Source organism: Roseibium sp., from assembly GCF_965229775.1.
Lineage (GTDB): Bacteria > Pseudomonadota > Alphaproteobacteria > Rhizobiales > Stappiaceae > Roseibium.
The window spans coordinates 4946200-4972275 of sequence record NZ_OZ245929.1; the positions used below are offsets into that span (position 1 = coordinate 4946200).

The window sequence follows — 26076 nt, forward strand, 5'->3', positions numbered from 1 at the left end:
AAAGACGACCTTTCGCCTTACGCAGCCGCCAGTTTCGCCAGTTTCGTCAGGATCGTCGCGGTGCCCTTGAGACGCGAGTCGGTCTTTTCCCAGTCACGGGTCAGCACGACGCGCTGATCCGGGCGGATCTTGGCAAGAACGCCCTGTTCCGAAATGTAGGAAACGAGGCCCGCGGGATTGGAAAACTCGCTGTTGCGGAAACCGATGACCATGCCCTTCGGCCCGGCGTCGACCTTCTCCACATTCGCCTTGCGGCACAGGCCCTTGATGTAGACGATCTTCAGAAGATGCTGGACCTCTTCCGGCAGCGGTCCGAAACGGTCGATCAGTTCGGCACCGAAGGCGTCGATCTCCTCGGCCTCGACCACATCACCGAGCCGCCGGTAAAGCTGGAGCCGCAGTTGCAGGTCCGCAACGTAGTCCTCGGGGATGAGCACCGGCGTACCGATGTTGATCTGGGGCGACCACTGTTCCTCGCCGAATTCCGCGCCGCCATCCTTGAGCTGTGCAACCGCTTCTTCCAGCATCTGCTGGTAGAGCTCGAATCCGACTTCCTTGATGTGTCCGGACTGCTCCTCGCCGAGCAGGTTCCCTGCACCGCGGATGTCGAGGTCGTGGCTGGCAAGCTGAAAGCCCGCTCCGAGGGTTTCCAGCGATTGCAGGACCTTCAAACGCCGCTCGGCCGTTGCCGTGAGCGTCTTGTTGGCCGGAACGGTGAACAGCGCATAGGCGCGCGTTTTCGACCGCCCGACGCGTCCGCGCAACTGGTAGAGCTGGGCGAGGCCGAACATGTCGGAGCGGTGAACGATCAGCGTGTTTGCGGTGGGAATATCCAGCCCGGATTCCACGATGGTGGTGGACAGGAGAACATTGTACTTGCCCTCGTAGAACGCGTTCATCACGTCCTCCAGTTCACCCGGTGGCATCTGCCCGTGGGCAACGGCAACTTTCAGTTCCGGCACCTGTTCTTCCAGAAAGGCCAGACGCTCCGCGATGTCTGACAGGCGCGGACACACGTAAAAGCTCTGGCCGCCGCGGTAGTGTTCCCGCAGCAGCGCCTCGCGCACGACCAGCGGATCGAAGGGCGAGACGAACGTGCGAACGGCCAGCCGGTCGACCGGCGGCGTCGCAATGAGGGAAAGCTCGCGCACACCGGTCAGCGCCAGTTGCAGCGTGCGCGGGATCGGCGTCGCCGACAGGGTCATGACGTGAACGTCGGATTTCAGTTCCTTCAGGCGTTCCTTATGCTTGACCCCGAAGTGTTGTTCTTCATCGATGATCAGCAGCCCGAGATCGCGGAACGTGATTGATTTTCCCAACAGCGCGTGGGTTCCGACGACGATGTCGACCGACCCGTCGGCGATACCCTTCTTGGTCAGGGTCAACTGTTTCGCGGGGACGAGCCTGGAGGCATGGCCGACATTGATCGGCAGCCCGTGGAACCGCTCGGAAAAGGTCTTGTAGTGTTGCCGGGCGAGCAAGGTGGTCGGCACGACAACGGCCACCTGGCGGCCCGACATGGCGGCGATGAAGGCAGCACGCAGCGCGACTTCGGTTTTCCCGAAGCCGACATCGCCGCAGATCAGGCGGTCCATCGGACGCCCGGAGGAAAGATCCTCGAAAACCGCGTCGATCGCCGTCAGCTGGTCGTCGGTTTCTTCATACGGGAACCGGGTCGCGAACTCGTCGTAGACCCCCTCCGGCGTTTCCACCACGGGCGCGGTTTTCAGGGCACGTTCGGCAGCTGTCTTGATCAGACCGTCGGCGATCTCAAGGATGCGCTTCTTGAGCTTCGCCTTGCGCGCCTGCCAGGCACCGCCGCCCAGCTTGTCCAGTTGCGCTTCCTGGTCCTCGGACCCGTAGCGCGACAGCAGCTCGATATTCTCCACCGGCAGATAAAGCTTGTCACCACCGGCATATTGCAGCTCGAGGCAATCATGCGGCGCACCGACCGCCTCGATCGTTTTCAGCCCGATGAACCGGCCGATACCGTGTTCGACATGAACCACGAGATCGCCTTCGGAAAGCCCCGTCGCCTCGGTGATGACATTGGCGCCCTTGGACTTGCGCCGCGACTTGCGCACCAGCCGGTCACCGAGAATGTCCTGTTCGCCGACGAAGGCGATATCTTTCAGTTCAAAACCGTGTTCGATGCCGAGCACACACAGCGCGGTGGTCTTGGCAGGGAGCCGGTCCGCGTCCTTGAGCGTGGCGACGTCCTGAACGGCTCCGAGCCCGTGATCGCCCAGGATCTGCCCGAGCCGATCCCGGGATCCGTCGGACCAGCACGCAATGACGGTCCGCTTGCCCGCGGCCTGAAGCTCGCGCACATGGCTTGTCAGGGCATCGAAGATGTTGACGTCGCCGGCGGTACGTTCGGCTGCGAAACTGCGACCCTGTCTGCCGCCAAGTTCAATAACCGTTTTTCCGGTACCCGGCGGCGGCGTGAAGGGATCGAGCGCGGCGCTTGCGCGGTCCGCGGTCGCCGCGATCCACTCGCTTTCCGAAAAATAGAGTTTGCCGGGTTCCACCGGCATGTAGGGCACCGTGCCGGAGCTCGCCCCCATCTCTTTGGCTTCCTGGCGCGCGGTGTAGTGTTCGGATACCTGATCGAGCCGTTCCCGCACCGCATCGGCCGCGTTCGCATCCAGGACAAGCGGTGTATCGCCGATATAGTCGAACAGCGTTTCGAGCCGCTCGTGGAACAGCGGTAGCCAGTGCTCCATGCCCGCATACCGGCGGCCGTCGCTGATTGACTGATAAAGAACGTCCTCGCGGCTGGCCGCGCCGAACATTGCCAGGTAGGACCGGCGGAACCGCGAGATCGCCTCTTCCGACAAGACGACTTCGCTCATCGGCACGAGATCCAGACGCTTCAGCTGTTTCGATGTCCGCTGGGTCTCGGCATTGAAGGAGCGGATGGATTCCAGCGTGTCGCCGAAAAAGTCGAGCCTGACGGGTTCCTCGGAACCGGGGGCGTAGAGATCGATGATCCCCCCGCGAACGGCGTACTCACCGGTTTCGCGCACGGTCGGTGTGCGCGAGAAGCCGTTCATTTCCATCCAGTTGGAAATGGCGGTCATGTCGACCTGGTTTCCCGGTGCCATGGAGAACGTCTGCTCCGCCATGAACCCGCGTTCCGGCATTCGCTGAACGGCGGCGTTCAGCGTCGTCATCAGGACGGTTTTCCGTCCCTCGGGTATGCCCCGCGCCAGCTGCCCGAGCGCCAGGAGCCGCCGGGCGCTGATTGCCGGATTTGGAGACACGCGGTCATAGGGCAGACAATCCCAGGCGGGCAGCTGCAGGACATCGACATCAGGTTCGAAAAACGCCAGTGCTTCGCTGACCATGGCCATGCGGGTTGCATCACGCGCCACGAAAACAAGGGCAAGACCATCGGTCTTGCTTTCGGCAAGCAGCCTGGCAAGCGCATAGCTCTCCGCTCCATCGGGCACACCGGCAAGCGTCACGTTTGCCCGGTCGTTCAGCAGGCTGTCAAACACGGCCATTCTTCCTGTCTAACTGACGAAACCGGCAGGACCGGCTGCATCGTGATAGGCGATGATCCGTCGGTAGAGCGGCCCGTCCCACTCGGCCGGCAACGGCTTTCGCCCGGTCATCCATGCATAAAGATCCTGATCATGCGCAGTCAGAAGATGTTCCAGTTCCAGGAGTTCTTCTTCCGAAAGCCGGTCGATTTCAGCATTCGCAAAGCCGCCCAGCAAAAGGTCCATTTCCTTCATGCCGCGGTGCCAGCAGCGGAACAGGATCCGCTTGCGCCGCGGGTCGCGCTCGGTGTTGGAAGTGTCGCTTGTCCTGCCGGTGGGATCGCTCATGAGTGGCCTATCTGGAAACGGGCAAGCACGGACCGGAGACGGAGCGTCTCGACGGGTTGCAGGCCGCATGTGAATTCGTGACGGTTATATAACGCTGTAGAACGGGATTGTCAGCGCTTTCTCGCCTGCCCGCACACTTATTTGTTCACATATTGTTCCGCCGGTTGCACCGATCCTCCGCTTCGTGGCAGAACTGGCGGAGAATTCAATCAAGCGAATGCCTCAAGGCAGAGGTTCTTCACGCAAGATGCGCCCTCCGGTTCTCGATCCCCTGTTTGCGCCCGTCTCCACGTTGCCGGGCATCGGACCCAAGATCGCCAAGCTCGTCTCCGGGCTCGTGGGCGGTCAACCGGATCGGGATGCAACGGTTTCCGACCTGCTCTTCCACATTCCCCACAACCTCATCGACCGGCGGCACCGGCCTGGAATTGCCTATTCGGAGAATGGTGACATCGTCACGCTTGATGTCACGATCGGCCGCCACCAGGCACCGCCGAGACATTCGAAAGCGCCCTACAAGATCCCGGCCTATGACGACACCGGACAGATCAGCTTCATTTTCTTTCATCCAAGGCGGGACTGGCTGGAAAAAACCTTTCCGGAAGGCGAACGGCGGATCGTGTCGGGCAAGGTCGAGTGGTTCAACGACCGTCCGCAGATGGTCCATCCGGACTATTCGCTCAAACCGGAAGAAGCGGCCCAGATGCCGGCAATCGAGCCGGTCTATCCATTGACGGCGGGCCTCGCCTCCAAGACGCTGCAAAAGGCGATGCGCGCGGCACTAGAGCGGGTCCCGCACCTTCCCGAATGGCTGAACCTGCCGCATCTCCGGCAGACCGGCTGGCCGGACTTTCATGAAGCCCTGCAGACGTTGCACCTGCCGAAGGAGCGCCAGGACATCGAGCCGCAGTCACCCTATATGCAGCGTCTCGCCTATGACGAACTCCTGGCCAGCCAGCTTGCGCTCGCGATGGTCCGGGCCAACATGCGCACGCTCGGCGGCGTATCCAGAAATCCGGACGGAAAGCTGCAGAGGGCCGTCATCGACGCCCTGCCCTTCCAACTGACCGCAAGCCAGGCAAACGCCATAAAGGAAATCAACCAGGACCTTGCCGAACCGACCCGGATGCTGCGCCTTCTCCAGGGCGATGTCGGCTCGGGCAAAACCGTCGTCGCGCTCGCGGCGCTGGCGCAGGTGATCGAAACCGGCGCGCAGGGCGGGCTTATGGCGCCGACCGAGATACTCGCGCGCCAGCATTACGCCTCCATGATGCCTCTTTGCGAAAAGACCGGCATCCGGCTGGCCCTGATGACCGGCAAGGACAGTCAGAAAGAGCGGCGCCTGCTTCAGGAAAAACTGGATGCCGGTGAAATTGACCTCGTTGTGGGAACGCACGCACTGTTCCAGGGATCGGTCACGTTCCAGAATCTCGGCATGGTCGTTGTCGATGAACAGCACCGCTTCGGTGTCCACCAAAGGCTTGCCCTCTCCGGCAAGGGACAGGGTGTCGATGTTCTCGTCATGACGGCAACACCGATCCCGCGCACGCTGGTCCTGACCTGTTTCGGCGACATGGACGTTTCCCGCCTCACCGACAAACCGGCAGGCCGCAAACCGATCAAGACCGTGTCCGTGTCGCTCGACCGTCTGGACGAGATCATCGCCCGCGTCGGCGCTGCCATTGCGGAGGGGCAGAAGGTCTATTGGGTCTGCCCGCTCGTCGAGGAGTCTGAAAAAATCGATCTCGCCGCCGTAGAGGACCGGCATCGTGTGCTCCAGCACGCCTTGCGCCAACCGGTGTCACTGGTGCACGGCCGCATGAATGCGGAGGAAAAAGACGCCGCCATGTCCGCCTTCAAGAACGGCGACACCAGGGTGCTTGTCGCCACGACCGTGATCGAGGTCGGTGTCGACGTACCCGATGCGACCATCATTGTCATCGAGCACGCGGAACGGTTCGGCCTTGCGCAACTGCACCAGCTTCGCGGACGTGTCGGCCGAGGCGACAAGCCCTCGTCCTGCGTCCTGCTCTACAAGGGGCCGCTGGGCGAAACGGCCGGCGCGCGCCTCAATATCATGCGCGAAACCAATGACGGCTTCCTGATCGCGGAAGAAGATCTGAAACTGCGCGGAGGCGGAGAAATTCTCGGAACCCGTCAATCCGGCACACCCGGTTTTCGCATCGCGCGCGCAGACGAGCACGCAGACCTGATGGAAGTTGCCCGCGACGACGCAAAGCTCATTCTGGAAACGGATCCGGACCTGAAGTCGGACCGGGGTCAGGCGCTTCGCTGTTTGCTGTATCTCTTCGGCCGCGACGCGGCGATCAGGCTGCTGAGAGCAGGATGATCAGGCATCCTCGCGTTTGCGGATACGCTCAAGCTTCTCCGGCTCGGCAATGACATCCTCGAGGATATCGGGGAGATCCGGACTGACCAGACCTGCTGAGATGACCAGCTTGGCGGCGTCCTCGACACCCATCGACAACTCGACGATGTCCTCCTTGGGAACGAACAGCAGGAACCCGGATGTCGGGTTCGGCGTAGTCGGAAGAAACACGGAAACCGTGCTTGCCTTCTCTCGCAGGCGTTCCGCAACCTCGCCCTTTGTTTCGGTCGAGATGAACACGATCGCCCAGAGACCCTTGCGCGGATACTCGATCAGCGCTGCCTTGGTGAAACTGTTGCCGCGCTCATCAAGCACTGTCTCAAAGATCTGCTTCAAACCACTGTAAACATTGCGGACGAGCGGCATGCGGCCGACGATTCCCTCGCCTGCCGAAATCAGGCTGCGCCCGAGGAAATTGGCCGCCAGAAATCCCACGATCGTCAGTACGAAAATCGCGACGATCAGGCCGAAACCCGGAACGGAAAACGGCAGATAGGTCTCGGGATTGTAGATCTTGGGAACAAACGGTTTCACCCAGCCGTCCACCCACTTGATGAAGGTCCAGGTCAGCCAGAGCGTAATGCCGATGGGTCCGGTAATGACCAGACCGGTCAGGAAGTAGTTGCGAAGGCGCGTTGCCGCACCCGGTCTGTGACCTTTGATCGACGTGTCTTCTGGTTTATGCTTGTTGCGGCTCATAGGTGAAAACGACCGGATTCCTGTTGAGTGCTCGTCTTACAGTGTGATCCACACTACATAATTATCTTTATCGCAGTGCGGTATACTTCGCTCGATTAATTTTTCAGCGATATACCCTAAAAATGCCGATTGCGGAGGCAGGATTGCGGCGTTTCACGTTCAAACTTCTGGGAACCGGATGTGTGGGCCTGGGAATCATTGGCGCTTTCCTGCCGATTTTGCCGAGTACGATCTTTTTCATCCTGGCGGCCGGTTGCTTTGCGCGCTCCTCCCCAGCGCTTGAAGCCAAAATCCTGAACCATCCCGTGATCGGTCCACCCGTCATTGCCTGGCGCGAGCATGGAGCCATTCCGGTGAAGGCCAAGGTCATAGCAATTGCGGGCATGGCGGTCGGCTATCTATTCTTCTACTGGTCCACCAGCCCCGCCCCGTGGCTGGCGACAGGTATCGCCATAATCATTATCGGATGCGCCACCTACGTCGTCACCCGCCCGTCCGGTCCGAGGACGGAACCTTGATTGCGTTCTCGGGCACCATGTACTCCCGCTTTATCAAATTGAAGGTGGAACATGAAAACCAATAAAGCGGTCTGGATCAGTGGCGCATTGTCGAGTGGGGAACTCAGCAACAAGCTGGGCATTCGCTCCAAATATTATGGTCACGACTGGGAAGAGCCCACGCACATCGTGCCCAAAAAGCCCAAAAAAGTTTCGCAGGATATGCAACGACAGTCACGGGGTGAAATCTTGCAGCGAGAAGACTTCCCCGAGGCTTGTTACGTGTTTGATCCGGAACGGTTCAACAAAACAAAGGACTTCTTCTTTCTTGGCGGATTCGCGGCGGTTAAAGGGAAGTTGGCGGAGGTGCTTGCATCGGTGAACCTTGGAACAGGAGGGCTCACTCGGGTGCCGGTCTTTGAGGCCGACAAGCAAACCGAGCTTCCCGGTCCATTCTATGCACTCACCCTTGCTGCTCGCGAGGGAACGTTTTGTGCCGCAGAGAGCGTAGACCTGCGCTCCATATTTTCAATGGAGCAACATGGCAAAGAGCTTTGGAGGCAATTTGCGGATGGAGACGACCGGATCGCCGTCACACCTAAGGCATTGGAGGATGGTCCCGATCTTTGGGTTGACCCAAAACTCCGATCCACCCTGTTTTTGAGCGAGACCTTGATCAAGGCCATCCGGCAGGCGCACATCAAGGAAGGTTATTTGCGGCTTTCTCGTTGCAAAGTTGTGCACTGAATTCGGGTCATTTGTTGCTTTGCTCAACAATGCACCCAGCGCCAGGCACCGTGAGCGTACCACTAACTCAAGCCTCGGGATTATCGCCAAACCCGATATCAGTCGTCCGGAATCAGCCGTTTTCCGAGCGCGACAGCTTTCTCCGGGGCATAGCCGAGGTCATCGTAGAACTTCATGACCGCCTCGTTGCCTTGCCTCACGAAGAGATTGATCTTCGGACAGCCAAGCCCGATCAGGAACGCCTCGCAGTGCTCCATGAGACGCCGTCCGAGGCCGGCAGACTGATGCGCAGGATCGATGCTGAGATAGTAGATCGCACCGCGATGGCCATCATAGCCAGCCATCACGGACCCGATCACCGTCTCGCCTTTGAGCAGTACAAAAAAACCTCCCTGAGGGTCGCTCAGCTTGCGGTCGATATCCTTGTCCGGGTCGTTCCACGCACGCGTCAGACCACAGGATTGCCAGAGGGCGATGACGTCGGTCCGATACCCTTCTTCAAATGGGACAATGACCGTATCCGCGTGATCCACCATGGACTTACTCCACCGTCACGGACTTGGCCAGGTTGCGCGGCTGGTCCACATCCGTGCCCATGAAAACCGCTGTGTGGTAAGCGATGAGCTGCACCGGCAGCGCGTAGATGATCGGCGCAACGATATCGGACATGTCCGGCATGATCACCGTGTTTTCCGCGGCACCACCGCTTTCCTCGGCGCCCTTGGCATCCGTGATCAACACGATCCTGCCGCCGCGCGCGGCAACTTCCTGCATGTTGGAGACCGTTTTCTCGTAGATCGCATCGTAAGGCGCAATCACGAAAACCGGCATGTTTTCGTCGATCAGCGCGATCGGGCCATGCTTCAGTTCGCCTGCCGCATAGCCTTCGGCATGGATATAGGAGAGTTCCTTGAGCTTGAGCGCGCCTTCGAGCGCGAGCGGGAAATTCGTCGAGCGGCCGAGATAAAGCGCATTGTTGGCTTTCGACAGCGGCTGCGACAGTTTTTCGATTTCAGCTTCGCCCGCAAGCGCCTTCAGTGCCAGGCTCGGGACTTCGGTCAACTCTCCAACAAGCGCTCTTTCGCTTTCAGCCGAGAGAAAACCGCGTTCCCGTCCCGCCTGGATGGCCAGGGCCGCCAGAACGGCGAGCTGACAGGTGAAGGCCTTTGTCGACGCCACACCGATCTCGGGGCCCGCGATCGTCGGAAACACCATGTCGGCTTCCCGCGCAATCGTGCTCTCAGGAACATTGACGATCGCGCCGATGGCTGCACCGTTTTCCTTGCAGTAACGGAGCGACGCGAGCGTGTCTGCCGTCTCCCCCGATTGGGAGATGAACAGGGCCGCATCCCTGTCGCTGACAGGTGTCTCCCGGTAGCGAAACTCGCTTGCGATGTCGATTTCGACCGGAAGCCGCGCGTATTTTTCAAACCAGTATTTGGCAACGAGACCGGCAAGATAGGCCGTGCCGCAAGCGGAAATGATCAGCCTGGACAGGTCCTTGAACCCGAGCTTGTCCGCACCAGCAACATTGGCCGAGTTGCTTGTGTAGTCGAAATAGCGAGACAGGGTATGGCCAAGCACTTCCGGCTGCTCATGGATTTCCTTTGCCATGAAGTGCTTGTAGTTGCCTTTTTCCATAAGGCTCGACGTCACGGACGACCGCGCTTCCGGTCTCTCGACCGGATTATTGTCCCGGTCAAATACACGCGCGCCGGACCGCGTAAGCACCGCCCAGTCACCCTCCTCCAGATAGGTAATCCTGTCGGTAAAGGGTGAGAGAGCGATGGCATCGGAGCCAAAAAACATCTCGCCTTCGCCATGTCCAATCGCCAGCGGAGACCCCTTGCGCGCACCGATCATGAGGTCATCTTCGCCTGCAAAAAGCATGGCGAGTGCAAAGGCCCCCTTGAGACGCGGCAGGGTCTCGGCAACCGCGTCGCGGGGAGACTTGCCCTTTTCCATGGCTGCGTTGATCAGGTGCGCCACCACCTCGGTGTCGGTCTCGGTCGACAGGACGGCACCCGCGGACACCACCTCGTCACGCAGTTCAAGATAGTTCTCGATAATGCCGTTATGAACGATCGCAACCGAACCTGCCTGATGAGGATGCGCGTTGGATACGGTCGGCGCACCGTGCGTCGCCCATCTGGTGTGGCCGATCCCCGACGTCCCCGCCAGCGGCGTTCCATCAAGGGCGGCTTCGAGATTGCGAAGTTTTCCCTCTGCTCTCCGGCGAACCAGTGCCCCGTCGACCAGCGTTGCAACCCCGGCAGAGTCGTAACCCCGGTATTCAAGACGCTTCAGAGAATCGACAATGCGTGGAGCAGCCTCAATCTTACCCAGAACGCCGACAATACCGCACATAAAAAACCCCTATCAAACTGTAGAAAAGCCACCATGCTTTAGACGACGGTAAGCCAAAAATTGAAATCAATACGTGTTTCAGAAAATGTCAGAACAGGTGTCAGGCCGCAGATCCGGACTTCGCGTCCTTCGCGGCTTTCAGCTTTTCTTTCAGAGCCTTGGCCCGGCCTTCCTTCGTGTCCTGACGTGCTCGTCCGAAGGCCAGTGCGTCGGCCGGGACGTCTTGCGTGATCACGCTCCCGGCGGACACAAATGCCCCGTCACCCAGTTGAACGGGCGCAACCAGCGTTGAATTCGACCCGACGAAGCTGCCGGAGCCGATGTCCGTCCGGTGCTTGAGAAAGCCGTCATAGTTGCAGGTGATCGTGCCGGCCCCGATATTGCTCTTTGAGCCAACGCTTGCATCACCGACATAACTGAGATGATTTGCCTTTGCGCCCGCGCCGAAGGTCACGTTTTTCGTCTCCACGAAGTTTCCGATCTTCGCGCCGTGCTCGAGAACCGTTCCCGGGCGCAAACGCGCGTAGGGACCGACGACGCATCCGCTTGCCACGGCGGCGCCCTCCAGATGGCTGAACGCCCGGATGGTCGCTCCAGAAGCCACATGTACGCCACCGGCGAAAACGACGTTCTGTTCGACAGTGACGCCCGGTTCAAGGACCGTATCATGGGAAAAGAACACGGTGTGCGGCGCAAGAAGCGTGCAGCCGTCGTCCATTGCCGCGCGGCGCATGCGGTCCTGAAAGTCCTGCTCGCAGGCCGCGAGCTGGGCCCGCGTGTTGATGCCCTGCGTCTCCACTTCCGAGCCGGCAACCGCGGAAACCTTGAGTCCACGACGGTTCGCGATCTCGACAGCGTCAGTCAGATAGTACTCGCCTTTGACATTCGAATTGCCGATTTCCTCCATCAGCGACAGCGCATGTTTGCCGGCAAAACCCATGATGCCCGAATTGCAGAACATCACCTTGCGTTCTTCGTCGGAGGCATCCTTTTCTTCCCGGATTGCAAGGAGCTTGCCGTTGTCCGTAAGCAGGCGTCCGTATCCGAACGGATCCTGTGTCTCGAACCCGAGTACGACGAGATCGCTTCCCTCCCGCAGCGCGTCCCGCACTTTCAAAACGGTCTCTGCCGTTACCAGGGGCGTGTCGCCGAACAGGACCAGGACATCGTCCGCAGGCTGCACAAGTGCCTCTCTTGCCGCAAGCGCGGCGTGAGCAGTTCCGAGCCTCTCCTCCTGCACGTGGCACAGGGCGGACGGCATCATTCCGGCCACCAGATCGGCAAGGGCCGGCATCTCCGGACCCGTCACCACCGAAACGCGATCCGAACCGGCGCCGGAAAGCGCTTTCAGCACATGCCCGACCATCGCCAGACCGCCTATCTCGTGAAGAACCTTCGGCAGATCCGATTTCATGCGGGTGCCGAGACCTGCGGCGAGAACGATTGAGAGACAAGTGCGATCGGACATGCAAATTCCAACTCAGAATTCAGGACAAGGGGCGAAGGCGCGGGCTCTTATATGCCCCGATCCACAGAACATTGAAAGATGTGATGAACAGGCCATTCCTGTTTTGCTTTCATTAACCATAATAGGCGCCTGATACAGTATCGCCGCGCAGATTCGCAAACAGGATCCGGACCGAACGCCTTGCTTGAACCCCAGGCTCCAAAAACGACTCGAGAAATCGTTCGGGACACGTTCACACCGTCCCGTGTCGGTATCTTGTCCTGGGCATTTGCGGCCGTTTTCATGGGAACCATCGGGCTGGCGTCCTACCAGTTTGCCAGCCCCCCGTTTACGCCTTTCACGGACAGCCGGACGCTTCCGGCCGGCATCCCGCTGGCTGCCGGCTCCCCGATCGAAACAACCGCTTCGATCAACCGCGAGGCCGCGATTGCGATCGCCGCTGTTCCTTCCTCTGCCGGGGAAATCGAAAACGGGCAAGACCTGCAACAGAGCCAGATCGAGGTGCTCCAGCGCGAAGTCGTCGGGCTGCGCCGCCGGTTGTCGGCACTTTCGGAACAAAACCGGGTCTATTCGAGCCGCATCGCAGCGCTTGAACAGGAAGTCGCTCTCGCAAAACTCGCATCTTCCGCTCGCGAAAAAATACAGGCAGAACAATCGGTTGCTCCGCAGCCTGGAAAAATCGTTACGGAAAGACCCGCTTCTGAAGCTATGGCAAAGCCTGCGGCCCGCGAACCAATGGCCGGTCCGCTCACGCCATCGCAGCCCCGGACAGCAACAAACCAGATCCACGCCGACAAAGGACCAGAGGCGGACAAGCCGCGTGAGGCAACGCCCGAAAAGTCCGCCGGTGTCCGCCTGCTGCCGCCTCCGCAGACGCTGCCGGCGCCCGAAAACACCGAAACCGAACCGGTCAGGATCGTGTCGCCGACGACCGGCGACACGTCATCACTCACCACGGCATCGATACCGGACACACCGGCAGAAACCTTGCCGGAGTTCGACAGCACGCCGACGCGAACAGGCCTCGCCCCGCGGGTCATCAGCCCGTCGGCTCCGTCCGGCCAGATCCGCGGAACGGGAGGTGACAGCCAGATCAGACGGAGTGACTTCGGGGCCATAATCGGACACTACCGGTCGAGAGCGGGCGCCGCGAAGGCATGGGCCGATTTCAAGGAGCAGAACGAGGAGCGCATGCGCGACCTGCGACCGCTGCTGATGGAGAAGCAGACCGAAGAAGGCGGGATTGCGCTGATGATCGGCCCCTTCGCCAACGCGGCGGATGCTTCCCTTGCCTGCCTGCACCTGCTCGCCGTCACCGAACTGTGCCGGCCCGCGCTTTATGCCGGCGATCCGCTTGTCACGGCCGCCGAATTCAGGGACAGCGCGTTCTCACCGCCGCAGTGAGCCGGTTTATCGGTGAAAATCCCATCTGGCCGGGCGCAGCATTTCGGACCGGAACCAAACGTCAACCGATCGTCTGAAAGGCCGGGAAGGTTTCCAGGAGCCAGTAGGAGAAAACGGCCATCTGTCCGGTCAGAAACAGAACGCCCGTCACGACAAGCATTCCGCCCATCGTCTTCTCCACGGCTCCCATGTGCTTGCGGAACCGTTTCATGAATTTCAGAAAAGGGCCGGCAAACAGGGACGCGATCAGGAACGGAATACCCAGACCCACCGCATAGGCCGTCAGCAGCATCACGCCCTGCCCGACCGTATCCTTCGCCGCCGCGAAGGTCAGGATGCCGGCCAGAACGGGTCCGATGCAGGGCGTCCAGCCAAAGCCGAAGGCAAGCCCCATCACATAGGCTCCCAGCGGCCCGGCAGGCTTGCGCGTGACCTGGAACCGGGCTTCCCGGTAAAGAAGACCAATGCGGAAAACGCCAAGGAAATGCAGCCCCATGACAATGATGACCGCGCCCGCGATATAGCCGAGAAAATCGAGATACTGCCGGATGATCTGACCCAGCAGGCTGGCGGTTGCACCAAGCATGACAAAGACGGTCGAAAAACCCAGTACGAAAACGAGCGACGTCAGAAAGACCCGTCTTGCCGCCGCGCGGTTGTCTTCCTCTTCATTGGCCAGTTCCTCAAGTGAAACACCCGCCATGTACCCCAGGTATGGCGGCACGAGGGGCAACACACAGGGGGAAAGAAAGGACACAACTCCGGCCAGAACGGCAATGAGTACCGACGTTTCTTGGAGGATCATCTGTTTTTCCGGTCTCGCTCGATTTCGGTCCGGTATAGACCGGCTGAGAATTGGAGCATTGATTTAGCCCCGAAATCACCAAACTCCAAGACAATTGCGTGTCACCTTTTGGAGAGCGGGTGACTAGAGCATTTTCCGACCAATTTGAATCATTTGATGCGGATATCCGGTTCACTCGGCTAGGCGGGTCACGAAGCGCGATGCGGTGCATCGTGCAAGTGGCACAACGCAGCCGATGGGCTGGATATCCTCACCCTTTGTGGAACGCATTCAAGCGACAAACATCAAGATTGGCCGGGCCCTTTTCCGCTCTGGCGTCGTTGGTTCACCCTTGTGGTGGGCAACACCACGGCGGGCGAACCGTCTCGCCAGCGCGAAAAAGGGCCTCGGTCAAATGATCCAAATTGGTCGGAAAATGCTCTAGTTCGCCCGCCGCTCACCTGCCGGAGACAACAGGCCGTTTTCCTCGAAGTATTTCATGGCCCCTGGATGAAGCGGCGCCGTAACACCCTCGGCGACCATATCCGGCTGCGTGAGAACACTGAGCGCCGGGTGCAGGGTGGCGAAATCATCGAAATTCTCGTAAACGGCCGCGACGAGGGCCGCGACGATGTTGTCGGGCATCGCGGCAGAGGTCACGATCGTGGCGACCACGCCGAACGATCCGGCCGGTTCGTCCTGACCATAGACGCCGGCCGGGATTTTCGCCGGCATGTAGTAGGGTTCGTTTTCAACGAAAGCGGCAACAGCCGCACCGTCCATGCCGATCAGGCGGATGCCGCACTGTTCCAGGGTCTCCTCGATCAGAGCGGCGGGATGACCGATCAGCTGGAAATAGGCATCGATCTCGTCGTTGCACAGCGCCTCGGCGAGTTCGGAACTGCTTCTGTTCGAAAACCCTTGCCTGTCCTCCTCCGACCAGCCCAGGCTGGAAACGAGCGTGTTCCAGGAAGCCTCCGATCCCGACCCCTTGCTGCCAATGTCTATCCTGGCACCCTTCAGGTCATCGAATGACCGGAAAGCGGACGTGTCCCTGACCACGATCGTCGCGACCTCGGCATGCAAGGCGAAAACGGAGCGCAGATCTGCGAAAGGTCCCGTATCTTCAAACACAGATGTGCCGAGATAGGCGTGGTGTTGCCAATCGGATTGTGCGAAGCCGAAATCGAGGTCGCCGGACCGGATGAGTTCGATATTCGATATGGACCCGAGCGTTGCTTCCACGGAACAGCGAACGCCGTGCTCGGCTCTATCCTGGTTGACGAGCCTGCAGGCCGCACTGCCGGACGGGTAATAGACACCGGTGACCCCGGCTGTTCCGATGGTGATGAAGCTCTGCTCCGATGCCAGTCCCTGCACTGGCGGCAAGACGCCACCGGCGACGCAAAAAGCCATCAGCAAAAGTGAACGAAGACGCGGGAGAAGCCCTCTCGGGGAGCCGGCACCGCGTTCACGGCAAACGGACAAACACATGGAACAGACACCTGACACCTGGAGAACCAAGAACACACTCCTCACCAGAAATATCAAAGCTGCCCGCGCTTGACCAGCGTGGGCACCAGTTTCGGCACACGGCGCTCGCGCTCTGACAGAATCAAAAAAGGCGCCGCGGCGCCCGTTTCGTATGCTGTGCTTCATTAGTTGCAACGGCCCCTGCCCCGGCCGCCTGCACCTGAGCCTAGTTGGATTGCCCCCCGCTGATGACTTCGAAAATCATGCCCTTCAGCTCTTCTTCCGGGTCACCTTCTCTCAGCCCCTGCCGCCACTGATCGAGGATCAGACGCAGACCGAGCGTTTCGCGATTGTGCGGCAATTCACCAATAAAAGAAGCAAAAAAAACATCAAGCTGCTCACGATCGATGACACCCTGATCGATGAGCGCATGAATCAGGGTCATCGTCGCGGCGATGTGCCCTTTCACAAAATCAAACTCGACGGAGTTTGTATGAGTATCCATTGTCGTCGTACGCATGCGACCTCCTGAATGACGCTCCAAGGTACAACACAAACCTATATTGCGCCACCTGACAGTTTTTGCAGTAGAATAATCTTTATCTTCTTAAATACGAATATAACCAACAAACGTTAAAGCACTATATTTGCGCGTCCTGCAATTACTTTACCAATTGGTATTGTTATTTGGCAATTAATACTCATGGATATAATTTCATGGCGAATTTTCTCGTTGTTTAAATGAATGACACATGGACGCATGTCGTTTTTCGGCGCGCTGTTGAAAAAATGAATTTTGCCTCTTGCAATGTCCCCACTCACAGCCTAAACACACGCCACCGACGCGGCGGCGAGCCACGCTGCCCCAACGCTTCGGTACTTTGGTGAGAGCCGATAGCTCAGCTGGTAGAGCAACTGACTTTTAATCAGTAGGTCCAGGGTTCGAACCCCTGTCGGCTCACCAAAACAATTCCAGAAAATCAGGAAATTTGCTCAAGTCCCGAGATTTCGTCTCGGGTCTGGCACACATGACGGACCCAAGCAAATCGCGGCTATGCCTGCAACTCTTCGAACAGGCCCTAGAGATCGATGGCGCCCCCGCGCGAAGTGCGCCCTGAGCCTAGCAGCTTTGCTGGTTCATCGTGCGCTCGATCACTTCCTTGTGTCCCTTCAGACGGGCAACTTCCGGAGCAACGTTTGCTCCCGAGAGAGATGAAACCGGCAAGCCAAGCAGGATAACCCCCGCGACATCGCCGGAACGCGCATTGCTCTGCTGTTTGGACGCAACTGCCAATGCGTCGTTCACTCGCCCGGCTTCTGCGCGCATTGCAGAGCAGGACCATCCTGAATACTCGGATGGACTAACGTAAGACGGCTGAATGGATTCAGGTGATTGAGCGCAAGCAGCCAGCCAAACCGGCAAAGCGAAACCGAACTTCATATATTTTTGGAGTGCCACATCTAGATCCCGATGATATTTTTTTCCAAAATCTAGATATAAATTGCGAAAAGATAAAGTATTTAATTCTTATAGTACATTAATTAATAATATTTTAATAATTTATTACTGTGAAAACTACGTTCGCAGGAGCAGTATGCCTATGAATTGATTTGAGCCAAGTCGATAACGGCACCTGGTCCGGCTCGCGATTATGCAACGTGGCAAAACAGCATGGCGGGCTCGCCGCCCCACCCCAAAACCTCGCGGCAAGATCGACACCAAACGCCCTTCTGCAACCGGCCTGGGATGACCTATATTGCCGGCATGCCCGCGCACGGGTCGTGCGCAGAAAAGATGAGGCAAAAGCAACAAGGAAACACGCGCGGATGAAAATCCCGATCCCGGAAGAACCGACCCATATGGTCACAGCGATCGTTGCCTATGCCGGCATCGCGAAGCGGCTCCATGTCGAGATTGAAAAGCGTGCCGCGGAAACCGGCATTGATCTGGACGCCATCCGCTCGGATCTGCTCCAGGAAGCCAAGAAGGCCATTCCCCATGGCGATTTCGCCAAGGACGAGATCGGCGTCTACAGGACCATGTTCCAGGCAATCGAGACGATATTCGATCCGATCGGCCCGGACACGGGTGTCTAGGGTCAGAAATGTCAGCAACCGGTGAACCGGACCGCCTCAAGAAAACGTAATGAGGGCAGCAAATTGGAGATGACTTGATGCCCAGGATCGGAAACATTCTGAGCCTCGTTGCCGGCGCGACCGTGGCCATGAGCGCGAGCATGTCACAAGTGCCCGCCGGACAGGCCGGCGACAGCGCTCTGCAGTTTTCCTTCGACATGCCCGACGGCAGTCAGCTGCCGCTGGAGCAGTTTGCGGGCAAGACCGTCCTGGTCGTCAACACGGCAACCAAATGCGGGTTCAGCAAGCAGCTTGCCGGACTGCAGGAACTGCATGAACGCTATTCGGACAACGGACTGGTCGTGATCGCGGTGCCGTCAAACGATTTCGGCAATCAGGAACCCTTGAAAGACGGCGAGATAGCCGGTTTCTGCGAAGCCAAATACGGCGCCAAATACCTGATGACCGCAAAAACGTCCGTGAAGGGAAAGCTCGCGCATCCCTTCTACGCGTGGGCCGCGGAAACGCTCGGATCAGCCGCCCGTCCCTACTGGAATTTTCACAAGTACCTGATCGGGCCGGACGGCTCGATCGTCGCCTGGTTCTCCACACCGACAAAACCGACATCTTCGAAGATCGTCAGGGCCATCGAGGCACAACTCGGCAGCTGAGAACAGGTTTCAGGGCCCGGAGCCGGCAGGTGTTGCCGAAGGCTGAAGGCTCGCCTGGCAATGCGCATGACGTTTGAAACGACGGTCGGCGAATTTCCGATAGGCAAATGAAACGCCGCGATAGACGCCCGGCAAGGCGGCGAGCGCGCCCAGAAGCCGCCATCCCCTGAACTGCCGCCAGACCACCAGAAACGCGTCCAGACCGGTTTGGATCATCCCCTCTTCGTCACGCACGCGCAGATAAAGCAAGGCCTCCGACTGGCTCATGCCCGTGCCCTGAAGCAGCTCCGGATGCGTGGCGATATCGTTCCAGACGATGCTGGTTCTCGGTGTCAGCCGCTTGTAATAGCCGATCTCCCGCGAACAGAGCCCGCACTTGCCGTCGTAATAAACTTCGATCAACGCTCTCACCATCCGTTTGTCTGATTGATGGTACCTACGTTGGCAAAGCGGACATGGATTGCAGAAGGGTGTTTGCAAACCACACGGATTGTTGCGATGTCGGGATGTTCAGCAAAAAGGCCGGTCCACCATCGCGTGTCGACCGGCCTTTCTTTTCATAGATACAACTCTGCTTACCCGGCTTCGGCACTCCGGCTGACATGCCCCTGCCCGCCGAGCATCGTCTTGACCTTCTCGCGGATGTACTGGAGGCACACGTAAAGCACGGGGATCATCAGGACCCCGATCACGGTTGCAAACAGCATCCCGCCGAAGACGGCAAAGCCGATGGCCTTCTGGCTGGCAGCACCGGCGCTCGACGCCGTCATCAGCGGCACGACACCGAGCAGGAACGACAGCGCCGTCATCATCACGGCGCGGAAACGCAAGTGCGCCGCCTCGGTGGCCGCGTCCATGATGCTCTTGCCGCTGTCACGCTGTTCCATGGCGAATTCCACGATCAGGATCGCATTCTTCGCCCCCATGCCGACAAGCATGATCATGCCGATCTGGGTATAGAGATTGACATCCCCGCCGGTAACGAACACCGCAACGAGCGCCCCCATGATGGCGAAGGACACCGACATCAGGATCGCAACCGGCATCGACCAGCTCTCGTACTGGGCAACCAGGAAGAGATAGGTGAACAGGATCGACAGCATCAGGATGAACATCACGATGTTGCTGGCGCCCTGCTGCTGCTGCGCCGTGCCCGTCCATTCGTAGGTGTATCCCGGCGGCATGGCTTCGTCTGCCGCCGATTCCATCTCGTTGATGACGACACCGGTCGAGGCCCCGGGGGCCGGATCCGCCATGACGGCGGCTGCCCGGAACATGTTGTAGCGCGTCAGGATCTGCGGCCCGAGCACGTTCTCGGTCGTCAGGATACTGCGCAGCGGCACCATGGTGCCGTCCTGGGAACGGACATAGAGCCGGCCGATATCCTCGATCTTGTCACGATACTGCCCGTCGGCCTGGATCATCACCTTGTAGACGCGGCCGAAGATGTTGAAGTCGTTGATATAGAACGAACCGAGATAGGCCTGCAGCGTGGTGAAGACGTCGGAGACACCGATCCCAAGTGTCTTGGCCTTTTCCCTGTCGAGATCGACGAACACCTGCGGAACATTCGCCCGGAACGTGGAATAGGCGCGCGCGATATCGGAGCTCTGGTTGGCCGAATAGACCATCGAGCCGACGGCAGACGCCAGGTCCTGCGGCGTGCCGCCACCCGTCTGCTGCATCATCATCTGCACGCCCCCGGTGGTCCCGAGGCCCGGGATTGGCGGCGGATTGAAGGCAATGATGTTGGCGCCCGGTATCGTGGAGAAGTCAGCCCAGAACTTTGCCAGAATGGCATTGATGCGAAGGTTCGGTTCCTGCCGCTCCTCCCAGTTGCTCATTGTCGCGATCACGAGCGCGGCGTTCGAGGATGTCGCGCCGTTGAGGATGGAATAGCCGTTGACGATGACGACGTTTTCGACGCCCGGGACAGCCTGCGTCAGTTCAACCACGCGCTCCGTGACCGTCTCCGTCCGTTGTAGAGCGGCGCCATCGGGAAGCTGGACGTCCACCATCAGGTAACCCTGGTCCTCGGAGGGCAGAAAGCCCTGGGGCAGCGTGCTGCCGAGCGACATGATCACGGCGATCGCACCGCCGACGATGATCAGGCCGATGAAGGCCACGCGCACGAGCCGCCGGATGATCGCGGTATAGCCGTCGCGCACACCGGTGATGCCGCGGTCGAACAGCCCCATGAGCCCCTTCGGCGGGCCGGAGCGCGCTTTCAGGATGAGACCGCAGAGCGCCGGCGACAGCGTCAGCGCGTTGATCGACGAGATCACCACCGAAACGGAAATCGTTACGGCAAACTGAGAATAGAGCCGGCCGGTGATGCCGGGCATGAAGATCGTCGGCACGAACACGGCAAGCAGCACGAGCGTCGTCGCAATGACGGGACTGGTGATCTGCTCCATCGCCTTGGCGGTGGCTTCCTTCGGCGCCAGCCCCTCCTCCGCGATGATGCGTTCAACGTTCTCAACGACGACGATCGCGTCATCGACCACGATGCCGATCGCCAGAACCAGTGCGAACAGAGAAATCGTGTTGAGCGACATGCCGAGTGCAAGCAGTACCCCGAACGTCCCGATCAGCGACACCGGGATCGCAACGGTCGGAATGATCGTCGCGCGCCAGTTGCCCAGGAAGATGAACACCACCGACACGACGAGCAGAAACGTGAGGAACAGCGTCGCGATCACGTCGTCCAGCGAAGCCTGCACGAAGTCCGTCGTGTTGAACGGAACCGCGTACGCGACATCGTCCGGAAACGCTTGAGACAGGTTTTCAAGACGCGCGAGCACGTTCTCGGAAACCTGCAGCGCGTTTGCGCCCGGAGCCTGGTAGATCGCAAGAACCGTGGAAGGCTGGCCGTTGAACTCACCGGACGCGTTGTAGAACTGGGCACCGAGTTCGACCCGGGCAACGTCCCCGATCTTCACGATGGCCCCGTCCGCGCCGGTTCTCAGGACGATGTCCTCGAACTCTTCCGGTGTCGCAAGCCGGCCCTTCGCCTTGATCGTATACTGGAACTGCTGCCCATCCGGCACGGGTGGCGCGCCGATCTGGCCGGCGGCGACCTGGATGTTCTGATCCTGAACGGCGGCGATGAAATCTGTCGGCGTCATGCCCAGGCTGGTGAGCCTGTCCGGATCGAGCCAGATACGCATGCCGTAGGCGAAATCCGTCATCACGTCGGCGCGGCCGACGCCCTGAACACGGGCAAGCGCGTCCTTCAGGTTGATGGAGGCGTAATTGGACAGGAAGACAGGGTCATAGGTGCCGTTCGGCGAATAGAGCGTGATCACCAGCAGCATGTTGGTACTGGCTTTTTGAACGGTCACCCCGTTCGCGGTCACTTCGCTCGGCAGCTGGCTGGTCGCCTGTGACACACGGTTCTGCGTGTTGACGGTTGCAATATCCGGATCCGTCCCGACCGCGAAGGTCACGTTGAGCGAATAGTTGCCGCTGTCGTTGCTGGTCGACTGCATGTAGATCATGTCGTCGACGCCGTTGACCTGGCCCTCGATGGGCGCCGCGACGGTCTCCTCGAGAACCTCCGCGTTCGCGCCCGTGTAGGTCGCAGAGACGTTCACCACCGGCGGTGTGATATTGGGAAACTGCTCGACCGGCAGGGACACGTAGCCGAGAATACCGGCAATCGTGATGACAATCGAAATCACCAGCGCGAATTTCGGCCGGTAAATGAAAAAGCGAGAAAACATTTAGCTCTGCTCCGCCGGCTGGGATGCGAGGACAGGGTCGACCTCGACACCCGGTCGGACCTTTTGCAGACCTTCCGTTATGACTTCATCCCCTTCGGCCAGACCGTTCGTGACGACAAAATTCGTCCCGATCTGCTGACCAAGCTCGACATATTTCTGTTCGACCTTCTTGTCCGACGTGATCGCGAGAGCGAACGCGCCCTGCTGATCCCGCTGGATCGCCGCCTGGGGAACGACGAGCGCGGTCTCCGTGTTCGGAGCTTCCAGAAGAACCGTGACATAGGTCCCGGCAAGCAGGCGGACGTCCTTGTTCTCAAATTGCCCGCGGAAGGAAATCGTGCCCGTTGTGGCGTCGATCTCGTTGTCGATGTAGACGATCTTCCCGGTTTCTCCGTATTTGTCGCCGTTGGGAAGCACGAGGCTGATGGAAGGTGCTTCGTCGGGAGAAAGATCGGCGGGACTGATATTGTGGGTCTGCACAGCATTGAGATACTGCGCTTCGCTGACGGAGAAATTGACATAGACCGGCGCGAGACGAATCAGCTTGGCAAGTGAGCTGGTGTTGGGTCCGACGAGTTCCCCGACACTGAATGTGCTCTTGCCGATCTGACCTGGAAACGGTGCTGAAATGTCGGTGTAGCTCAAGTCGAGTTCGGCCTGCTGCAGGCCGGACTGTGCGGCCTCGACGGACGCTTCCGCCTGCTGTTTCTGCGCAAGCGTCGCCTCATACGCGGCTTCCGAAACATGTCCCTTGTCCAGAAGGTCCTTGTCACGCTTTTCGTCGGCCGCCTTGAGAGCCGCATCCGCCTTGGCGCTGGCAAGATCGGCTTTCGCCTTGGTCAGCTGCGCTTCGTATTGCGCCTTTTCGATCGTGAACAGAAGGTCGTCCTGCTTCACGAAAGACCCGTCTGGAACGGCCTTGTCTTCAAGGAAGCCGCTCACGCGGGCAACGAGATCGACCTGATCCACCGCCGCGATCTGGCCGACAAAAGACTCGCTCTGACGCACATCCTGGGAGGTCACCTTGGCAACCGTGACGGAGGGCGGCGGGGCCGCGGGGGCCTCTGCCTGCTTCGATTCGTCAGAACAGGCTGCCACCAGGCTCAGTGCAGCAGCAGCAAGGAGAAGATGACGGGAACGAGAAGCAATACGCTGAAATGGCATTCGAGAACTCCGCTGTCAGACCTTTGGGTCGCGCGCTTGATCGGAGTTCACTATAAAAGGACTGATTGATTCAACAAGCGAATTTTCTCGTTGTACGGGTCAGGCCGGACGATAGTCTTACGTCGCGTTTTCAATCCGCAATTGCCCTTGGTTGTTTTCCCGAGGGTCGGCTCAGGCGCGAAAGTTGTCAGCAGTCTTGTGAAGAAAGAATGAGCGTCAGGCCGTGCAGTCGGCTCGCGGGAAAGACACCTGTCCGGTCAGGTGAACCGGTCCCGATCTCAATTGCGGCAATCTGCGGCAGCTCTCCCTGCAGCGCGTCGGCAGCACTTTCGCCGACGAGGGACCGATACGCCGCCGGATTGAGCACGGAAATCCTGCCGCGCGCCGTCTCGACTTCAAGACCCAGGCTTGTCGCCCGCATTTCCCGCTGACCGGTAAAGCCACCCAGGAACTCGTGATGGTCCGACGGGTCTTCGGCGACCATGTAGATCGTCCTGATCTCCCCTGCTCCGTTGGCATGTGTCTGGAAAGCCGGTTTCCAGAAATTTTCCGGATACTTGTTGTGGCAGGTGAAGTAACCGATTTCCGGGCTTAGCGGATCCCGGAGGATGGTCAGGTCGAAGGCGACCTTTGCCGTCTTCCCGTCCGGCAGGTGTGCGATGCGTTCGAACGAAAACGGTTCGAACAGGGATAGGCCGGCTCTTTCAAAATCCTGCCTGTCGAGGCCTGCATCCCGGCTTTCCATGACCAGCATGCTCGCCCCTTCGCGTTTGGTCAGAAACGACCGGTTGAACGCACCGAAGGAAAACGTCGTTCCGGCCGTTTCCGTGATCAGACCGGGGTCCGCCACGCTGAGCAATTCGATGAAAAATCCGTCGAGCTGTATCAGCCGGTTGGCGGTTCCCCAGGGATGCCTGTTCTCCGGAGTGACCGTGAAGCCAAGCGCTTCATACGCCTTGCCCGCAGCGTCGAGGTCGTTCACTGCGACAACGATATGATCGAGACCTCGTAGCAACTCTGCCCCTCCCCGAAGCCCGGCCTAGACCAGACGGCTCTGCTGCAGCGCCGCCCCGATAAAGGACGCGAACAGCGGATGCGGTTCGAACGGCCGCGATTTCAGTTCGGGATGATACTGGACGCCGATAAACCAGGGATGGTCCTCGATCTCCACCGTTTCAGGGAGAACACCATCGGGAGAGGTTCCGGCGAAAATCAGACCGCAGTCTTCCAGCTGGCTGCGATAGCCGATATTGACCTCGTATCTGTGCCGGTGGCGTTCGGATACGCTTGTCTCGCCATAGATTTGGGCGATCTTCGACCCTGGCTTCAATGTGGCCGGATAGGCGCCGAGCCGCATCGTTCCGCCAAGATCTCCGTCTTCGTTGCGAAGTTCTCTCTCGTTGCCCTTGGTCCATTCCGTCATCAGTCCGACAACCGGCTCGCTGCTCGGACCGAATTCGGTCGAATTGGCTTCCGTGATACCGGCCATGTTGCGCGCGGCTTCAAGAACCGCCATTTGCATGCCGAAGCAGATCCCGAAGTAAGGTATCTTCCGGTTGCGGGCAAAACTTGCGGCGGCAATCTTGCCTTCCGCTCCGCGCTCCCCGAAACCGCCGGGCACGAGGATGCCGTGAACGCCTTCCAGATAGGGGCTGGGATCCTCCTTCTCGAAGGTTTCCGATTCGATCCACTCCAGATTGACCTTCACCCGATTCGCGATACCGCCGTGCACGAGCGCTTCGATCAGCGACTTGTAGGCATCTTTCAGCACTGTGTATTTGCCGACGATCGCGATCTTCACCTCTCCCTCGGGATTGGCGACGGCCTGCGAAATCTCCTGCCAGCGCTGCAGCACCGGCGCCGGGGCGCCCGTCAACCCGAATGCTGCAAGGACTTCGTCATCGAGCCCTTCCTGATGGTAGGCAATCGGCACGTCATAGATCGATTTCACGTCGTAGGCCGGAATGACGGCACTCTCCCGCACATTACAGAACAGCGAGAGCTTGCGCTTCTCCGTCTCGGGGATCGGACGATCGCAGCGGATCATCAAAATGTCGGGCTGAATCCCGATCGACCGCAATTCCTTGACCGAGTGCTGGGTCGGCTTGGTTTTCATCTCCCCAGCGCTCGGAATGTAGGGCATCAGCGTCAGATGGACGTAGACCACGTCCCCGCGCGGCAGATCGTTGCCGAGCTGGCGGATCGCTTCGAAAAACGGCAGACCTTCGATGTCGCCGACGGTACCGCCGATCTCGACAAGAACGAAGTCATAGCCGTCGTTGCCGTCAAGGACGAAGTTCTTGATCGCGTCGGTCACGTGTGGAATGACCTGCACCGTGCCGCCGAGATAGTCGCCACGCCGTTCCTTGGCGATGATGTTCTGGTAGATCCGGCCAGTGGTGATGTTGTCCTGCTGATTGGCAGGCCGGCCGGTGAAACGTTCGTAGTGACCCAGGTCCAGATCGGTCTCCGCTCCGTCGTCCGTGACGAAGCATTCGCCGTGCTGATAAGGGCTCATGGTGCCCGGGTCAACGTTCAGGTAGGGGTCGAGCTTGCGGAGTCGAACCTTGTATCCGCGCGCCTGGAGCAAAGCACCCAGAGCTGCTGAAGCAAGACCTTTTCCAAGCGAGGAGACCACGCCGCCGGTAATGAAAATATATCGCGCCATGGACCAATACCATATCCTTGCCGAGAGCCGTTTGGCCACTCGGGAGTTGCGTTCTCAACACATAAAAATGCCCTGCGAACAAAGCCGCAGGGCAGATGTCTTTGGAAG

General features: G+C 59.3%; 21 protein-coding genes and 1 tRNA gene. 7 read left to right on the plus strand and 15 right to left on the minus strand.

Annotation, left to right across the window (positions count from 1 at the left end; all coding sequences use genetic code 11):
• Window positions 1-17: 17 nt before the first annotated feature.
• On the minus strand, window positions 18-3503 hold the full coding sequence (gene mfd / locus ACO07N_RS22325) for a transcription-repair coupling factor (protein ID WP_421983135.1): 3486 nt from the start codon (window positions 3501-3503) through the stop codon (window positions 18-20).
• Between the two features lie 15 nt (window positions 3504-3518).
• Window positions 3519-3836: a succinate dehydrogenase assembly factor 2 gene (locus ACO07N_RS22330; RefSeq protein ID WP_421983136.1), complete on the minus strand. Its 318-nt coding sequence runs from the start codon at window positions 3834-3836 to the stop codon at window positions 3519-3521.
• A gap of 247 nt (window positions 3837-4083) precedes the next feature.
• Between ACO07N_RS22330 and recG the strand changes: the two genes are divergently transcribed.
• Window positions 4084-6186, plus strand: coding sequence for an ATP-dependent DNA helicase RecG (gene recG, locus ACO07N_RS22335; protein ID WP_421983137.1), 2103 nt, complete (start codon window positions 4084-4086; stop codon window positions 6184-6186).
• Here recG and ACO07N_RS22340 read toward each other — a convergent pair whose 3' ends face one another.
• Complete coding sequence (locus tag ACO07N_RS22340; RefSeq protein WP_421983138.1) at window positions 6187-6924, minus strand: DUF502 domain-containing protein; 738 nt, start codon at window positions 6922-6924, stop codon at window positions 6187-6189.
• Window positions 6925-7067: 143 nt separating this feature from the next.
• Here ACO07N_RS22340 and ACO07N_RS22345 point away from each other — a divergent pair, with 143 nt between their 5' ends.
• Together ACO07N_RS22345 and ACO07N_RS22350 are read left to right on the plus strand one after the other, a co-directional pair.
• On the plus strand, window positions 7068-7442 hold the full coding sequence (locus ACO07N_RS22345) for a YbaN family protein (RefSeq protein WP_421983139.1): 375 nt from the start codon (window positions 7068-7070) through the stop codon (window positions 7440-7442).
• A gap of 51 nt (window positions 7443-7493) precedes the next feature.
• Window positions 7494-8168 carry a hypothetical protein gene (locus ACO07N_RS22350; protein ID WP_421983140.1) on the plus strand — a complete coding sequence of 225 codons (675 nt, stop codon included), beginning with the start codon at window positions 7494-7496 and terminating at the stop codon, window positions 8166-8168.
• Window positions 8169-8266: 98 nt separating this feature from the next.
• Here the strand turns inward: ACO07N_RS22350 and ACO07N_RS22355 are convergent, their stop codons facing one another.
• The 3 genes from ACO07N_RS22355 to glmU form a co-directional block, all read right to left on the minus strand.
• The gene (locus ACO07N_RS22355; RefSeq protein ID WP_421983141.1) at window positions 8267-8704 is read right to left on the minus strand and encodes a GNAT family acetyltransferase; all 438 of its coding nucleotides are present in this window, start codon (window positions 8702-8704) and stop codon (window positions 8267-8269) included.
• 4 nt (window positions 8705-8708) lie between these two features.
• Window positions 8709-10535, minus strand: a complete 1827-nt coding sequence (gene glmS / locus ACO07N_RS22360) for a glutamine--fructose-6-phosphate transaminase (isomerizing) (protein ID WP_421983142.1) — start codon at window positions 10533-10535, stop codon at window positions 8709-8711.
• A 100-nt stretch (window positions 10536-10635) separates the two neighbouring features.
• Window positions 10636-12003, minus strand: coding sequence for a bifunctional UDP-N-acetylglucosamine diphosphorylase/glucosamine-1-phosphate N-acetyltransferase GlmU (gene glmU, locus ACO07N_RS22365; protein WP_421983143.1), 1368 nt, complete (start codon window positions 12001-12003; stop codon window positions 10636-10638).
• Between the two features lie 255 nt (window positions 12004-12258).
• On the opposite strand from glmU, the gene ACO07N_RS22370 reads away from it, so the two are divergent.
• Window positions 12259-13407: a hypothetical protein gene (locus ACO07N_RS22370; protein ID WP_421983144.1), complete on the plus strand. Its 1149-nt coding sequence runs from the start codon at window positions 12259-12261 to the stop codon at window positions 13405-13407.
• A gap of 61 nt (window positions 13408-13468) precedes the next feature.
• On the opposite strand, the gene ACO07N_RS22375 is transcribed toward ACO07N_RS22370, so the two are convergent.
• From ACO07N_RS22375 to ACO07N_RS22385, 3 genes are all read right to left on the minus strand, one after another.
• On the minus strand, window positions 13469-14212 hold the full coding sequence (locus ACO07N_RS22375; RefSeq protein WP_421983145.1) for a cytochrome c biogenesis CcdA family protein: 744 nt from the start codon (window positions 14210-14212) through the stop codon (window positions 13469-13471).
• Between the two features lie 420 nt (window positions 14213-14632).
• Complete coding sequence (locus tag ACO07N_RS22380) at window positions 14633-15685, minus strand: TAXI family TRAP transporter solute-binding subunit (RefSeq protein ID WP_421983146.1); 1053 nt, start codon at window positions 15683-15685, stop codon at window positions 14633-14635.
• Between the two features lie 205 nt (window positions 15686-15890).
• A complete protein-coding gene (locus ACO07N_RS22385) occupies window positions 15891-16184 on the minus strand; it encodes a hypothetical protein (RefSeq protein ID WP_421983147.1) in 294 nt (97 codons plus the stop codon).
• A gap of 368 nt (window positions 16185-16552) precedes the next feature.
• Here ACO07N_RS22385 and ACO07N_RS22390 point away from each other — a divergent pair.
• Window positions 16553-16628: transfer RNA gene (locus ACO07N_RS22390), tRNA-Lys, on the plus strand.
• A 156-nt stretch (window positions 16629-16784) separates the two neighbouring features.
• Here ACO07N_RS22390 and ACO07N_RS22395 read toward each other — a convergent pair.
• Entirely contained in the window at window positions 16785-17123 is a 339-nt protein-coding gene (locus ACO07N_RS22395; RefSeq protein WP_421983148.1) for a hypothetical protein, read from the minus strand.
• Window positions 17124-17491: 368 nt separating this feature from the next.
• On the opposite strand from ACO07N_RS22395, the gene ACO07N_RS22400 reads away from it, so the two are divergent.
• Together ACO07N_RS22400 and ACO07N_RS22405 are read left to right on the plus strand one after the other, a co-directional pair.
• Window positions 17492-17761 (plus strand): hypothetical protein, encoded by a 270-nt coding sequence (locus ACO07N_RS22400; protein ID WP_421983149.1) that lies wholly within the window; start codon window positions 17492-17494, stop codon window positions 17759-17761.
• Window positions 17762-17838: 77 nt separating this feature from the next.
• Complete coding sequence (locus ACO07N_RS22405; protein WP_421983150.1) at window positions 17839-18411, plus strand: glutathione peroxidase; 573 nt, start codon at window positions 17839-17841, stop codon at window positions 18409-18411.
• Between the two features lie 9 nt (window positions 18412-18420).
• Here the strand turns inward: ACO07N_RS22405 and ACO07N_RS22410 are convergent, their stop codons facing one another.
• From ACO07N_RS22410 to ACO07N_RS22430, 5 genes are all read right to left on the minus strand, one after another.
• Window positions 18421-18813, minus strand: coding sequence for a thiol-disulfide oxidoreductase DCC family protein (locus tag ACO07N_RS22410; RefSeq protein ID WP_421983151.1), 393 nt, complete (start codon window positions 18811-18813; stop codon window positions 18421-18423).
• Window positions 18814-18986: 173 nt separating this feature from the next.
• Window positions 18987-22136, minus strand: coding sequence for an efflux RND transporter permease subunit (locus ACO07N_RS22415; RefSeq protein WP_421983152.1), 3150 nt, complete (start codon window positions 22134-22136; stop codon window positions 18987-18989).
• Window positions 22137-23300: an efflux RND transporter periplasmic adaptor subunit gene (locus ACO07N_RS22420; RefSeq protein WP_421983153.1), complete on the minus strand. Its 1164-nt coding sequence runs from the start codon at window positions 23298-23300 to the stop codon at window positions 22137-22139. It lies immediately after the preceding gene.
• 187 nt (window positions 23301-23487) lie between these two features.
• The gene (locus tag ACO07N_RS22425) at window positions 23488-24315 is read right to left on the minus strand and encodes a VOC family protein (protein ID WP_421983154.1); all 828 of its coding nucleotides are present in this window, start codon (window positions 24313-24315) and stop codon (window positions 23488-23490) included.
• A gap of 24 nt (window positions 24316-24339) precedes the next feature.
• Window positions 24340-25968, minus strand: coding sequence for a CTP synthase (locus ACO07N_RS22430; RefSeq protein WP_421983155.1), 1629 nt, complete (start codon window positions 25966-25968; stop codon window positions 24340-24342).
• Between the last annotated feature and the right edge of the window lie 108 nt (window positions 25969-26076).

What these genes read in the sequence shown, in the direction of transcription:
- recG (WP_421983137.1), top strand. Translation starts at nt 4,084, where the DNA reads ATGCGCCCTCCGGTTCTCGATCCCCTGTTTGCGCCCGTCTCCACGTTG.
- ACO07N_RS22415 (WP_421983152.1), bottom strand. Translation starts at nt 22,136, where the DNA reads ATGTTTTCTCGCTTTTTCATTTACCGGCCGAAATTCGCGCTGGTGATT.
- ACO07N_RS22420 (WP_421983153.1), bottom strand. Translation starts at nt 23,300, where the DNA reads ATGCCATTTCAGCGTATTGCTTCTCGTTCCCGTCATCTTCTCCTTGCT.
- ACO07N_RS22380 (WP_421983146.1), bottom strand. Translation starts at nt 15,685, where the DNA reads ATGTGTTTGTCCGTTTGCCGTGAACGCGGTGCCGGCTCCCCGAGAGGG.
- ACO07N_RS22405 (WP_421983150.1), top strand. Translation starts at nt 17,839, where the DNA reads ATGCCCAGGATCGGAAACATTCTGAGCCTCGTTGCCGGCGCGACCGTG.
- ACO07N_RS22340 (WP_421983138.1), bottom strand. Translation starts at nt 6,924, where the DNA reads ATGAGCCGCAACAAGCATAAACCAGAAGACACGTCGATCAAAGGTCAC.
- ACO07N_RS22400 (WP_421983149.1), top strand. Translation starts at nt 17,492, where the DNA reads ATGAAAATCCCGATCCCGGAAGAACCGACCCATATGGTCACAGCGATC.
- ACO07N_RS22430 (WP_421983155.1), bottom strand. Translation starts at nt 25,968, where the DNA reads ATGGCGCGATATATTTTCATTACCGGCGGCGTGGTCTCCTCGCTTGGA.
- ACO07N_RS22385 (WP_421983147.1), bottom strand. Translation starts at nt 16,184, where the DNA reads ATGCGTACGACGACAATGGATACTCATACAAACTCCGTCGAGTTTGAT.
- glmU (WP_421983143.1), bottom strand. Translation starts at nt 12,003, where the DNA reads ATGTCCGATCGCACTTGTCTCTCAATCGTTCTCGCCGCAGGTCTCGGC.
- ACO07N_RS22355 (WP_421983141.1), bottom strand. Translation starts at nt 8,704, where the DNA reads ATGGTGGATCACGCGGATACGGTCATTGTCCCATTTGAAGAAGGGTAT.
- ACO07N_RS22330 (WP_421983136.1), bottom strand. Translation starts at nt 3,836, where the DNA reads ATGAGCGATCCCACCGGCAGGACAAGCGACACTTCCAACACCGAGCGC.
- ACO07N_RS22350 (WP_421983140.1), top strand. Translation starts at nt 7,494, where the DNA reads ATGAAAACCAATAAAGCGGTCTGGATCAGTGGCGCATTGTCGAGTGGG.
- ACO07N_RS22375 (WP_421983145.1), bottom strand. Translation starts at nt 14,212, where the DNA reads ATGATCCTCCAAGAAACGTCGGTACTCATTGCCGTTCTGGCCGGAGTT.
- glmS (WP_421983142.1), bottom strand. Translation starts at nt 10,535, where the DNA reads ATGTGCGGTATTGTCGGCGTTCTGGGTAAGATTGAGGCTGCTCCACGC.